Genomic DNA, 11,256 nt, shown 5'->3' with positions numbered 1-11,256 from the left:
ACGCTACCCGCGCACCCCCGCCTCGTCCCGCCCAACCACGACGCCCGCCGGCCGCTCGCGCCACCGCAGCCGCAGCGCTGCACACGCGCCCTCCCGCCCAGCGCGCGTCGGACGGCACGAGCGCGCGTCGCGCGCTGTACGCGGTCGAGGCGCGCCACGCGCGGTCGCCGCTTGGCGCTCGCCGCTCGGCGCGTGCGGGCAGTGGGACGAGTGCGAGGAGGGTGGGGTCGACGGGCGGGAATCTCGTCGGGTGGACGGGTGTTGTGGGACGGCATGACGTGTCTCGCCCTCGAGCGGCCCGCCCCCGTGCGTATGCGGCGTGTGGTGCTCCCGACGACTGCGGCGTCCTGGACGGTGGCCGGTGCGGCACCCGCTTCGGGCATAGGCTCGTCGGCGATGACCGACGAGACCGCGCCTGGCCAGGCCCAGCAGCCCGAGCAGCCCGCCGTCGAGGCGTACGACCTCGACGACCTGGGTGAGGGCACCCGCGCCCCCGAGTCCGAGGGCACCGCAGCCCGCACCGCGCGCTTCGAGGCCGACGCGCTCGTGTACCTCGACCAGCTCTACGGCGCCGCGCTGCGCATGACGCGCAACCCCGCCGACGCCGAGGACCTGGTCCAGGAGACGTTCGCGAAGGCCTTCGCGGCGTTCCACCAGTACAAGCCGGGCACCAACCTCAAGGCGTGGCTCTACCGCATCCTCACCAACACGTACATCAACTCCTACCGCAAGAAGCAGCGCGAGCCGCAGCAGTCGCACGCGGAGGAGATCGAGGACTGGCAGCTCGCACGCGCGGAGTCCCACTCGTCGACGGGCCTGCGCTCCGCGGAGGCGGAGGCGCTCGACCACCTCCCCGACTCGGACGTGAAGGACGCGCTCCAGCGCATCCCGGAGGAGTTCCGCATCGCGGTCTACCTCGCGGACGTCGAGGGCTTCGCGTACAAGGAGATCGCCGAGATCATGGGCACGCCGATCGGCACGGTGATGTCGCGGCTGCACCGCGGTCGCGGCCAGCTGCGCGACATGCTCGCGGACTACGCGCGCGAGCGTGGCCTGGTGCGCGCGGGCACGCCGAGCGGTGCGTCCACGGGCGACGACGCCGGCACGGAGGACGGACGATGAGCGACTGGACGGAGCCGGCGCGTTCGGCGACCGGCGACTGCGGGTGCGACAAGGCGCTCGACGAGCTGTGGGCGTACCTGGACGCCGAGCTCGACCAGCTCGAGGCCGCGCAGGTGCGTGCGCACCTCGAGTCGTGCCGAGGCTGCCTCGAGGAGCACGACGTCGAGGTGGTCGTGAAGAAGCTGGTCCGGCGCTGCTACGCGCAGGACGAGGCGGCGCCCGTCGACCTGCGCGCCAAGATCCACGCGCAGCTCGTCACGCTGCGCGTCCGCGTGGAGGGCTGAGCGCCCGCACCCGCGGGCATGGAGGCCCAGGTACGACGAAGGCCCCGGCATCAGCCGGGGCCTTCACCAGTTCGCGGACGGTCAGGCGTTGGGACGCTTGCCGTGGTTCGCCGAGCTCCCGGCACGGGAGCGGCGCTTGCGACCACGCTTGCTCATCGGATCTCCTTCGGTGGTGTGCGCACCCGCGCACGACGACCCTGCATCCTCCCACACGACCAGCCGCGACCCGGAATCGCGCTCAAGTCACGGCGCGCGTGGGCCGATGAGACGGAGGTGACAGCTGCGAACCCGTCCGTCATCCCGTTCCTGCACGCGCTCGCGAGCACCGGCGGCTCCGACCTGCACTGCAAGGTCGGCTCCGCGCCGCGCGTGCGCGTCGACGGCCGCCTGCGCAAGCTTCAGGTCCCGGACCTGACGCCCGCCGACACCGAGCGCATGCTCGAGGAGGTCCTGCCCGACGACCTGGTGGCCGAGTTCCGCCAGACGCACGAGGCCGACTTCGCGTACTCGCTGCCCGGCGTCGGCCGGTTCCGCGTCAACGCCTACCAGGCGCGCGGCACGTACGGCATGGTGTTCCGCCGCGTCGCGGTGGGCGCGCAGTCGCTCGGTGACCTCCACGTCCCGGAGGTCGTCGGCGAGCTCGCGCTCGAGCCGCGAGGGCTCGTGCTGGTGACGGGGCCGACGGGTTCGGGCAAGACGACGACGCTCGCCTCGATGGTCGACCTCATCAACACGTACCGCGAGGTCAACATCGTCACGATCGAGGACCCGATCGAGATCCTGCACCAGGACAAGAAGGCGATCGTCTCGCAGCGAGAGGTGCGCCAGGACACCGCCGACTTCACGGCCGCGCTGCGTGCCGCGATGCGCCAGGACCCGGACGTGATCCTCGTCGGCGAGATGCGTGACATCGAGACGGTCCGGGCGGCGCTCTCGGCGGCCGAGACCGGGCACCTGGTGCTCTCGACGCTGCACACCATCGACGCCCCCGAGACGATCAACCGCATCGTCGACTTCTTCCCGCTGCACGAGCAGAAGCAGGTGCGCGTCGCGCTCGCGCAGGCGCTCAAGGGCATCGTGTCGCAGCGCCTGGTGCGCCGTGCCGACGGCAACGGCCGCCGCCCGGCGATCGAGGTCATGGTCAACACCGGACGCACCGCGGAGGCGATCCTCGACCCGCAGAACGCGCCGCCGATCATCGACCTCATCCGTGAGGGCAGCTACTACAAGATGCAGACGTTCGACCAGCACCTGTTCGAGCTGGTGCGTGACGACGTCATCACGTACGAGGAGGCCATCGCGACGTCGAGCAACCCGCACGACCTCACGGTGGAGCTGCGTCAGGCGGGCCTCGTCGCCTGAGCCGACGTCCGGCACGTCCCGCACGTCCCGCACCACCGCACGAGCCCGCCCAGGTACCCCCGGGGCGGGCTCGTGCGCACCCGGGGGTTGCCAGCACCCAAGACGCGATATAACGTGTTCGCACAGACGAGATATATCGCGATTGGAGCAGGGGATGCCCACCGAGTCCTGGGTCGTGTCTGGCCCGCAGATCATCGAGGTCGAGCAGGTGCGTGCGCTGCGTGTGCAGCTGGTCGGAGGACGGGTCGACGTCGTCGCGCACGACGAGCCCGTGACACGGATCGAGGTGCACGCGGTCGACGGCCGCCCGCTCGAGGTGGGGCTCGACGACGGTGAGCTGCGCGTCGGGTACGTGTTCACGCTCGGGGGCTGGGAGGGCTTCGTCGAGAAGTTCCGCAACTTCCGGGACAAGGACCGCGCCGACGTCCACATCGCGGTCCCGCGTGACGTCGCCGCCAAGCTCGGCACGGTGAGCGCGGACGGCCTGCTCGCGGGAGTGCAGGAGGACGCGTCGGTCTCGACCGTGAGCGGCTCGCTGGTCACCGACGGGACGCGCGGCAAGCTCGGCGCCAACACGGTCTCGGGCGAGATCGTCGTGCGCGACCACACGGGCACGCTCAAGCTCAACACGGTCTCGGGTGACCTCTCCGCGTCCGGGGAGCTGACGCTCGTCCAGGCCAACTCGGTCTCCGGCGCGCTCACGCTCGACGTCACGACCAGCTCGTCGTCCGTGAGCGCCTCGACCGTCTCGGGTGACGTCACGCTGCGGCTGCCGCAGGACAAGGGCGTGCGCGTCCAGGCGCAGTCAGTCTCGGGACGGCTCGTCCTGGACGGTCAGGAGTACAAGGGCAGCCGGCCCGGCCAGCGCAAGATCGACCTCACGTCCGGCGACGGCGCGTGCTTCGTGTCCGCGCACACCGTCTCGGGCCACGTCACCGTCCTGCGAGGCGGGTCGCGATGATGGCACCCGTCTTCGCCCACGGCCAGCTGCGTCTCTACCTGCTCGCGCTGCTGGAGAACGGTCCCAAGCACGGCTACGAGCTCATCACCGACCTGTCGGACCGGTTCGGCGGCACGTACCGGCCCAGTGCCGGCACGATCTACCCGCGCCTGTCCCGGCTCGAGGAGGAAGGGCTGGTGACGCGCACCGACGAGGAGCGCAAGAGCACCTACGCGCTCACCGACGCGGGTCGCGCCGAGCTCGAGCTGCGCCGTGACGAGCTCGCCGACGTCGAGGAGGGCATCGCCGAGACCGTGCGCGACCGCGCGGTGCACGTGCGCGACGACGTGCGCGGGTCGATGCGCGGGCTGCGCGCCGACCTCGAGGAGCAGGCCCGGCGGGCACGGGCCGCGGCCACGCCCGGGCACGACCCCGCGTACGGCCGCGACCAGGACGCACGCCGTGCCCGGCACGCGCTGTGGGCCGAGGCGGACGGCCTCGTGACGCGCTTCCGGGACGACGCCCGCGTCGAGCTCCGCCGCGCGCAGGACCGGCTCGAGCCCGCCACGGTCGACCAGGTGCGACGGGTGCTGGACGACGCGCGCGCCGCGGTCCGCGACGCGCTGCGCTGAACCGTGTACCGGCCCGTGCTCGTGGTGCTCGCGCTGCGGGCGATGTCGCCTGCGCTCGTGGCGGGGCCCGCGGGCCCTGCGGTGCCCGCGGTGCCTGCGCGGGCCGTCAGCCCGGCGTCACGCGTCGTCGGGCAGGCCGAGCCAGCCGTGCCAGCCGGTGTGCAGGACGAGCCACGCCATGAGGCCGTAGCCGGCCTGCCCGGGCAGCTCGCCGTCGCCGGCAGCCATGTCGCCGAGCCACTGCTCGTGCGCCGCGAGCGGCGTGAACGTGTCGACGTAGGGCACGCGGCGGCGCGTCGCGACGTCGCCGAAGGCGGCCGAGAGCTCGGCGAGCCGGTCGGCGTCGGCCGCTCGCCCGGGCGGCGGACCGACGACGAACGCGGGGATCTTGCGCTGCTCGGCGACGTCGAGCACGTTCGCGAGGTTGAGCCGGCTGCGGGCGAGCGACAGTCCGCCGCCCAGGTCGGCGCGGCCGAGGCCGACGACCAGCCGGTTGTCGGCCTCGGGGTGCAGCCGGCGGGAGACCTCGTCCTCCCACCGGCCGCCCAGAGCGGTCGTCGTCTCGCCCGGGACGGCCAGGGTGATCGTGACCAGGCGGTCGGGCGCGGACGTGCGCGCCGCGACGCGTCCCACCCAGCCCAGCGCCTTCGGGTCGCCGGCGCCCGCGACGAGCTCGTCGCCGACGACCACGAGCCGCAGCTCACCCACGTGCACCACTCCCTCGTCTGACCGCCCGGATCACCCGGGCTGCCATCCTCCCAGGGGAGCGGCGCTCAGCGCGTGAAGGCACGCTCGAGAAGGTCCGCCTGCTGCGCCTGGTGCTTCTTGGCGGTACCCGCGGCGGGCGACGCCGACTCCCGCCGCGAGACCACCATGAGCGTGCGCTCCAGGATCTGCGGCAGGTGCATCGACACGAACGACCACGGGCCCTGGTTCTGCGGCTCGTCCTGGACCCACACCAGCTGGGCGCCGTCGAAGGGCGCGAGCGCGGCACGCAGCGCGTCGCCCTCGAGCGGGTACAGCTGCTCGAGGCGGACGATCGCGGTCCGCTCGTCGTTGCGCTTGGCGCGCTCGGCGAGCAGGTCCCAGTAGACCTTGCCTGAGCAGAGAAGCACGCGGTCGACCTGGCCGGCCTTCGCGGCCGCGACCTCGTCGCCGATGACCGGCTGGAACGTGCCCGACGTGAAGTCCTCGACGGCCGACGCGCCGGCCTTGAGGCGCAGCATCGACTTCGGCGTGAAGACGATCAGCGGCTTGCGCGGACGCTGGTAGGCCTGCCGGCGCAGCAGGTGGAAGTGCGACGCGGGCGTCGACGGCTGCGCGATGTACATGTTGTCCTGCGCCGCGAGCTGCAGGAACCGCTCGATGCGGGCCGACGAGTGGTCCGGTCCCTGTCCCTCGTAGCCGTGCGGCAGGAGCAGGACGACCGACGAACGCTGCGCCCACTTCTGCTCGGCAGAGGAGATGAACTCGTCGATCACGGTCTGCGCGCCGTTGACGAAGTCGCCGAACTGCGCCTCCCACAGCACCAGCGCGTCGGGACGCTCGACCGAGTAGCCGTACTCGAAGCCGAGCGCGGCGTACTCCGACAGCGACGAGTCGTACACCCAGAACTTCGCCTGGTCGCCGGACAGGTACAGCAGCGGGGTCCACTCCGCACCGGTCTCGCGGTCGTGCATCACCGCGTGCCGCTGGACGAACGTGCCTCGGCGCGAGTCCTGACCCGCGAGGCGCACGGGCGTGCCCTCGGCGAGCAGCGAGCCGAACGCGAGCAGCTCGCCGTAGCCCCAGTCGATGCCGCCCTCGCGGCTCATCTGCTCGCGCTTGCTGAGCAGCTGTGCGAGCTTGGGGTGGACCGTGAAGCCCTCGGGCGGGCTGACGTGCGCCTGGCCGATGCGCTCGAGCACGCTCGCGTCGACCGCGGTGCGCCAGCCGACCATGACGCCGGCGTCCTCGAGCTGGCTCTCCGGCCGCTCCAGGCCCGCGACCGACTCCGGGGGAGCGGGCGGGGTCCAGCCGTCCTCGCGCGTCTCCGAGAATACCCGCTCGAGCTGCGTCTGGTAGTCCTGCAGCGCCTGCTCGGCCTCCTCGATCGTGATGTCGCCGCGCGCCACCAGGGTCTCGGTGTAGAGCTTGCGCACGGAGCGCTTCGCCTCGATGAGGTTGTACATCAGCGGCTGCGTCATCGACGGGTCGTCGCCCTCGTTGTGACCGCGGCGGCGGTAGCACAGCATGTCGATGACGACGTCGCGGTCGAACTGCTCGCGGTACTCGAAGGCGAGCTCCGCGACGCGCACGACCGCCTCGGGGTCGTCGCCGTTCACGTGGAAGACCGGCACCTGCAGGCCCTTGACCACGTCGGTCGCGTACTGCGACGAGCGCGACGACGAGGGGCCCGTGGTGAAGCCGACCTGGTTGTTGATGATCACGTGGATCGTGCCGCCGGTGCGGTACCCGCGCAGCTGCGCGAGGTTCAGCGTCTCGAAGACCACGCCCTGGCCGGCGAACGCCGCGTCGCCGTGGATGAGGATCGGCAGCACCGAGAAGCCGTCGCCCCCGAGGTCGATGCGGTCCTGCTTGGCGCGCACGATGCCCTCGAGCACCGGGTCGACCGCCTCGAGGTGCGACGGGTTCGCGGCGAGGTACACCTGCGTCGTCGCGCCCGACTCGGCGGTGAACGTGCCCTCGGTGCCCAGGTGGTACTTGACGTCACCGGAGCCCTGCACGGACTTCGGGTCGGCGTTGCCCTCGAACTCGCTGAAGATCTGGCCGTACGACTTGCCCGCGATGTTGGCGAGCACGTTCAGCCGCCCGCGGTGGGCCATGCCGATGCCGACCTCGTCGAGCCCGTTGTCCGCGGCCTTCGACAGGATCGCGTCGAGCAGCGGGATGACGGACTCGCCGCCCTCGAGCGAGAAGCGCTTCTGGCCGACGTACTTGGTCTGCAGGAACGTCTCGAACGCCTCGGCGGCGTTGAGCCGGCGCAGGATGCGCAGCTGGTCCTCGCGCGGCGTGCGGGCGTAGCCGGACTCCAGGCGCTCCTGGAGCCAGCGGCGCTGGCGGGGGTCCTGCAGGTGCATGTACTCGACGCCGACCGTGCGGCAGTACGAGTCGCGCAGCAGGCCGAGCACGTCGCGGAGCTTCGCGCGCGTCTTCCCGGTGAAGCCGCCCGTGGGGAACGTGCGGTCCAGGTCCCACAACGTCAGGCCGTGGTTCTGGATGTCGAGGTCCGGGTGCTTGCGCTGGCGGTACGCGAGCGGGTCGGTGTCCGCCATGAGGTGCCCGCGCGAGCGGTAGGAGTGGATGAGCTCGCCGATGCGGGCCGGCTTGATGGCCTCCGCGTCGGGGTCGCTCGACGAGTCGCGGACCCAGCGCACGGGCTCGTACGGGACGCGCAGCGCCGCGAAGACGCGGTCGTAGAAGCCGTCCTCGCCGAGGAGCTTGAGCCCGAGGATCCGCAGGAAGTCGCCGGACTGCGCGCCCTGGATGATCCGGTGGTCGTACGTGCTGGTGAGCGTGAGCACCTTGGAGACGCCCATGACGTTGAGGCGGTCCTCGGACGTGCCCGCGAACTCCGCGGGGTAGTCCATCGCGCCGACGCCGACGATCGTGCCCTGGCCCTGCATGAGGCGCGGCACCGAGTGCACGGTGCCGATCGTGCCCGGGTTGGTGAGCGAGATCGTCGTGCCGGCGAAGTCGTCGACGCCGAGCTTGCCCTGGCGGGCGCGACGCACGACGTCCTCGTACGCGTTCCAGAACTGCGCGAAGTCGAGCGTCTCTGCCCTCTTGATCGACGGGACGAGCAGCTGGCGCGTACCGTCCGGCTTCGCCAGGTCGATCGCGATGCCGAGGTTGACGTGCGCGGGCTGGGTCACGCCGGGCTTGCCGTCGACGAGCGTGTAGGCGGCGTTCATCGCGGGCATCTGCGCGAGCGCCTCGACGAGCGCGTAACCGATGAGGTGCGTGAAGGAGATCTTGCCGCCGCGACCGCGCGTGAGGTGGTTGTTGACGACGATGCGGTTGTCGACCATGAGCTTGGCCGGCACCGCGCGCACCGAGGTAGCGGTCGGGACCTCGAGCGAGGCCTCCATGTTGGTGACGACGCGCGCGGCCGGACCACGCAGCTTCGTGACCTCCTCGACGGCGTCCTCCGCCGTGGGCGTGGAGCGGAGTGCGACCTCGGCGTACGGAGCCGTCGCGGGCTGTGCGGTCGCCACCGGCGACGAGGTCGTCGGCTGCGGTGCCGGTGTGCCGGCGCTGGGCTCGGCGGGCGTCGGGGCCTTCGGCGCGGCGGTCGCACGGGCCTCGGGTGCGGGCTTCGTGACGCCGTGCGGCGCGGGGGCCGCGGCGTGCTGCCCCGCGTCGGGCGCCGCGGCAGGGGCGGTCACGGGGGCGGGGGCCGGCTGTGCGGTCTCCGCCGGCTGCGGCGTCGTCGCCGTCCCGTCGGTCTGGCCGTTCGGGGCCTCCGCCTTCTGCGAGCCCTTGTAGCCCTCGAAGAAGTCCCACCACGCGGGGTCCACCGCGCTCTTGTCCTGCAGGTACTGCTCGTACAGCTCGTCCACGAGCCATGCGTTGGCGCCGAACTCGGCGCGCATCGACTCAGGCTCCGCCTTCTGGGACACGGGAGGATCGCCCACTTCCGCGCGGATCTCGTCCGCGTCGTTGCCGGTACTTGTTGACGTCAACACTACGGCCTCCGGGACCTTCGGCCCGCCCACGAAAGGGTCATCTCGGGCGCGTTCCCGGACGTCTTCACCCACCGTGCACAGGTCGGTCAACTTCGGGCAAGGCGGTGCCTTTCCGCTGCTCAAGCGGGGGTGATCCACGTCTCACGCAGGTCATGAGTTCACAGGGTGGTCAGTGCGATCTCACCGGTCGGCGGGGCGCCGGCGGCCGGCAGCCACACGCGCATCGTGCACCCCGCCTCGGTGTCCGCGACCTCGATGCGGCCGCCGTGCAGCTCGACCGCCCAGCGCACGATCGCGAGCCCGAGTCCGGTGCCGCCCGTCGACGTGGTCCCCGTCGCGGCGGGGGAGTTCCCGCGCACGAAGCGCTCGAACACGTGCTGGCGCTGGTCGGCCGCGATGCCCGGTCCGTTGTCCACCACGTCGATGCGCACGTCGTCGCCCACGCGCGCGGCCTCGATGCGCACCTCGTCGTCGGCGGGCGAGTGCCGCACGGCGTTCTGCAGGAGGTTGGCGAGCACCTGGTGCAGACGCTCGGGGTCGGCCGGGACCGTGAGCCCGGGCGGTTCGACGACGACGGGGAAGCGCAGGTGCTTGGCGGCACCCACCAGCTGCGCACCGTCGGCGGCCTCGCGCAGGAAGTCGGCGAGCCGCACCCTCGAGATCTCGAGCGGGGCGTCACCGGCCTCGAGCCGCGACAGGTCGAGCAGGTAGGTCACGAGCCGACCGAGCCGCTCCGTCTGGGCGAGCGCGGCCTCCATCGTGGCCGGGTCCGCGTCGTCGACGCCGTCGACGATGTTCTCGAGCTGGGCCTGCAGCGCGGTCACCGGCGTGCGCAGCTCGTGCGAGACGTTCGCGACGAGCTCGCGGCGGAACCGGTCGGCCTGCCCGAGGTCGCTCGCCATGCTGTTGAACGCGTGCCCGAGCTGGCCCACCTCGTCGTTGCTCGTCGCGCGCACCCGCACCGAGTAGTCGCCGGACGCCATGGACTGCGCGGCGCGTGTCATCTCCCGCAGCGGGCTCGTCATCCCGCGCGCGAGGATCTGCGTGAGGATCAACGAGATGACGATGGCGAGCGGGAGCGTGCGCGTCGGCCCGAGGTGCTTCGACAGGCCGAGCCAGGTGATGAAGGACGCGAGCGTCACGGTCGCCGCGACGAGCACGCCGAGCTTGATCTTGATCGAGCTGAACCGGTCCAGCGGGCGCACGTCCGGCAGCCGCGAGCGGCCGGGCTCGCCGCGCACGTGCCGGGGCGAGACCACTCAGGCGCCGTCCGTTCCCGGCTGGCTGCCCGGCTGGTTCGCGGGCCTGTCGCCCGCCTGCCCGTCGTCGGCCGGCTCGAACGCGTAGCCCACGCCGTGCACGGTGCGGATGAGGTCCGCGCCCAGCTTGCGGCGCAGCGCCTTGACGTGCGAGTCAACCGTTCGCGTGCCGCTCGCGTCGACCCAGTCCCAGACCTCGGCGAGCAGCCGCTCGCGCGTGAGGACGGTGCGCGGCGACGCGGTGAGGGCGAGCAGGAGGTCGAACTCGGTGGGCGTCAGGTGCACCTCGGCGCCGTCGCGCAGCACGCGGCGCTGCGCGCGGTCGATGAGCACGTCGCCGATCTCCATCGGCGGGTCGGGGTGCGCCGCCTGCGCCAGCTCGGCCGCGCGCGCGGCACGTTCGGTGCGGCGCAGCAGCGCCTTGGTGCGTGCGACGAGCTCGCGCATCGAGAACGGCTTCGTCATGTAGTCGTCGGCGCCCACCCCGAGCCCGATGAGCATGTCGGTCTCGTCGTCGCGTGCCGTCAGCATGAGCACGGGAACCGGGCGCTCCGCCTGGATGCGTCGGCACACCTCGAGCCCGTCGATGCCGGGCAGCATGACGTCGAGCACGACGACGTCGGGGAGGATCCGCGCCGCCGCCGAGACGCCGGACAGCCCGTCTCCCACGGCCTCGACCGACCACCCCTCCGCGACGAAGCGTCGGGCGATCGCCTGCGTGATCGCGGGCTCGTCCTCCACGACCAGCACGGTCGTCACCGCGGGCGCCTTCGCCGCGTTCGTCGTCACCATCCGCCCAGAGTGGCACAGCGTGCGGCCGGTGGCCGTGAAGACCTGTGCACGATCCCGTGGCGTCGCGCGACGGCCCACCTATGATGGCCGCACCATGAGCAGCTCAAGTCGCTGCCGGCGTCCCGCCCCGGACAACGCTCCCGGGCCCGACCATGCCGGCCCCCTCGAACTGTCCTT

Annotated in this window: 10 protein-coding genes; 5 read left to right on the top strand and 5 right to left on the bottom strand. The window is 72.2% G+C overall.

Going from position 1 to position 11,256, the window contains the following annotated elements; all coding sequences use genetic code 11:
* Nucleotides 1–273: 273 nt before the first annotated feature.
* The gene (locus tag AW16_RS0113800; RefSeq protein ID WP_156044188.1) at nucleotides 274–1,122 is read left to right on the top strand and encodes a sigma-70 family RNA polymerase sigma factor; all 849 of its coding nucleotides are present in this window, start codon (nucleotides 274–276) and stop codon (nucleotides 1,120–1,122) included.
* Entirely contained in the window at nucleotides 1,119–1,406 is a 288-nt protein-coding gene (gene rsrA / locus AW16_RS0113795; protein ID WP_034649278.1) for a mycothiol system anti-sigma-R factor, read from the top strand. The genes AW16_RS0113800 and rsrA overlap by 4 nt, the downstream gene beginning before the upstream one ends.
* Before the next feature lie 81 nt (nucleotides 1,407–1,487).
* On the opposite strand, the gene AW16_RS18960 is transcribed toward rsrA, so the two are convergent.
* Nucleotides 1,488–1,562 carry a 50S ribosomal protein bL37 gene (locus AW16_RS18960; RefSeq protein WP_123371254.1) on the bottom strand — a complete coding sequence of 25 codons (75 nt, stop codon included), beginning with the start codon at nucleotides 1,560–1,562 and terminating at the stop codon, nucleotides 1,488–1,490.
* Between the two features lie 117 nt (nucleotides 1,563–1,679).
* Between AW16_RS18960 and AW16_RS0113790 the strand changes: the two genes are divergently transcribed.
* The 3 genes from AW16_RS0113790 to AW16_RS0113780 all read left to right on the top strand — a co-directional run bounded on the left by AW16_RS0113790 (nucleotide 1,680) and on the right by AW16_RS0113780 (nucleotide 4,340).
* A complete protein-coding gene (locus AW16_RS0113790; RefSeq protein WP_029291313.1) occupies nucleotides 1,680–2,768 on the top strand; it encodes a type IV pilus twitching motility protein PilT in 1,089 nt (362 codons plus the stop codon).
* 154 nt (nucleotides 2,769–2,922) lie between these two features.
* The gene (locus AW16_RS0113785; RefSeq protein WP_029291312.1) at nucleotides 2,923–3,729 is read left to right on the top strand and encodes a DUF4097 family beta strand repeat-containing protein; all 807 of its coding nucleotides are present in this window, start codon (nucleotides 2,923–2,925) and stop codon (nucleotides 3,727–3,729) included.
* Nucleotides 3,729–4,340, top strand: coding sequence for a PadR family transcriptional regulator (locus AW16_RS0113780; protein WP_029291310.1), 612 nt, complete (start codon nucleotides 3,729–3,731; stop codon nucleotides 4,338–4,340). Before AW16_RS0113785 ends, AW16_RS0113780 begins: the two co-directional genes overlap by 1 nt.
* A gap of 117 nt (nucleotides 4,341–4,457) precedes the next feature.
* Here AW16_RS0113780 and AW16_RS0113775 read toward each other — a convergent pair whose 3' ends face one another.
* From AW16_RS0113775 to AW16_RS0113760, 4 genes are all read right to left on the bottom strand, one after another.
* Complete coding sequence (locus AW16_RS0113775; protein ID WP_029291308.1) at nucleotides 4,458–5,048, bottom strand: GDSL-type esterase/lipase family protein; 591 nt, start codon at nucleotides 5,046–5,048, stop codon at nucleotides 4,458–4,460.
* A gap of 65 nt (nucleotides 5,049–5,113) precedes the next feature.
* A complete protein-coding gene (locus AW16_RS0113770; protein ID WP_051681954.1) occupies nucleotides 5,114–8,935 on the bottom strand; it encodes a multifunctional oxoglutarate decarboxylase/oxoglutarate dehydrogenase thiamine pyrophosphate-binding subunit/dihydrolipoyllysine-residue succinyltransferase subunit in 3,822 nt (1,273 codons plus the stop codon).
* A 251-nt stretch (nucleotides 8,936–9,186) separates the two neighbouring features.
* Nucleotides 9,187–10,287 carry a cell wall metabolism sensor histidine kinase WalK gene (locus AW16_RS0113765; protein WP_051681952.1) on the bottom strand — a complete coding sequence of 367 codons (1,101 nt, stop codon included), beginning with the start codon at nucleotides 10,285–10,287 and terminating at the stop codon, nucleotides 9,187–9,189.
* Entirely contained in the window at nucleotides 10,288–11,079 is a 792-nt protein-coding gene (locus AW16_RS0113760) for a response regulator transcription factor (RefSeq protein ID WP_051681951.1), read from the bottom strand.
* Nucleotides 11,080–11,256 lie beyond the last annotated feature (177 nt).

It is taken from the genome of Cellulomonas sp. HZM (assembly GCF_000708885.1).
Classification (GTDB): Bacteria; Actinomycetota; Actinomycetes; order Actinomycetales; family Cellulomonadaceae; genus Cellulomonas.
Note: the sequence above shows the minus strand (reverse complement) of the source record. Positions and strands in the feature narration are given on the sequence as shown.